This is a genomic window from Kitasatospora sp. NPDC047058 (genome assembly GCF_040643935.1).
Classification (GTDB): domain Bacteria; phylum Actinomycetota; class Actinomycetes; order Streptomycetales; family Streptomycetaceae; genus Kitasatospora.
On the sequence record NZ_JBEYVJ010000938.1, the window covers coordinates 1 to 1,110 of the forward strand.

The window sequence follows — 1,110 nt, forward strand, 5'->3', positions numbered from 1 at the left end:
GACCTGCTCAAGCTCGGCCGCTCGCTCAACCCCTACGACCCGTACAACATCACCCACCCCGCCCAGTACCAGGACGGTGTGTCCACCACCTTGGCCGGTCTGATCCAGGCCGGTGACCATCCGGTCGACCTGCTCAAGGGCCTGGTCGGCAGCGGCTGGGGCAACGACCCCTCCGAGGCGGGCGGCAAGCTCGTCGGCAACTTCCTGATCGGCGCCGGCACCGGAGGCGGTGGCACCGCCGCCACCGTCGCCGAGCGCGAGGCCGCCGCCGTCGCCAAGAACGCGGCCGAGAAGGGCGCACAGGAATCCGCCGAGAAGACGGCCAAGGAGGCGGCGGAGAAGGCGGCGAAGGAGGCAGCAGCCCCGAAACCGGTCACCCCGGCGCCGATCGATCCAGCGGGACTCCCTGATGCTTGGTCCTTTAAGCCGTCCGACGGTGCAGCCGTTCACCAACCCGTCTCGCAACCGGTCGAGGCACCGGCGCTGCAGCCGCACCTCCCCGAGCCACCGGCGCAGGCACCCCAGCCCCCGGTCGTGAAGGCGCTCGATGGTTTTCTTCCGAAGGGCTACGACCCCGTGGCCGCGGCCCTACGGGACAGTCAGTTGGTGGAGGTGCAGGCTGCCGAGCGCGACCTTGCGGGGAGGGCCCGGGACTTCTTCGACGACATCGACGCCGAGGAGTTCGGGGCGAAGACCTGGAACGACGTCGCGGAGAAGCTCCCGGCCGAGCAGAAGGACGCGGTCGCGAAGTACACGTGGGGCTCCGACGGCGAGATCAACGGAGCCCTTCGCGGCACCGGCCCCGCGACGTCCGAGGCCAATCGCCTGATTCCTCAGCTCGACAAGGCTCTTGAGACCCAGCGGGTCCCCCAGGACATCGTCGTCGGCCGTGGGACCGACTTGGGGCATCTGGGTTTCGAGAACCCGATGGACATGGCGGGCCACAGGTTCATCGAGGACGGCTACATGTCCACCGCGATCGGTGAGCTGCCAACCAGCTACAGAGGCAAGCAAGGTGTCCTGCACCTCGTGGTGCCGGAGGGCACGCCCGGCCTGTGGGTGGAGAAGGTCGGCCGGGCGGGCAACTCCGAGCGTGAGGTGCTTCTCGGC

The 1,110-nt window shown here is 69.2% G+C and carries 1 protein-coding gene; it reads left to right on the plus strand.

Annotated elements, in window-relative coordinates; translation table 11 throughout:
• A partial coding sequence (locus ABZ885_RS41785) for an ADP-ribosyltransferase (protein WP_360200524.1) occupies window positions 1-1,110 on the plus strand: 1,110 nt, incomplete at both ends.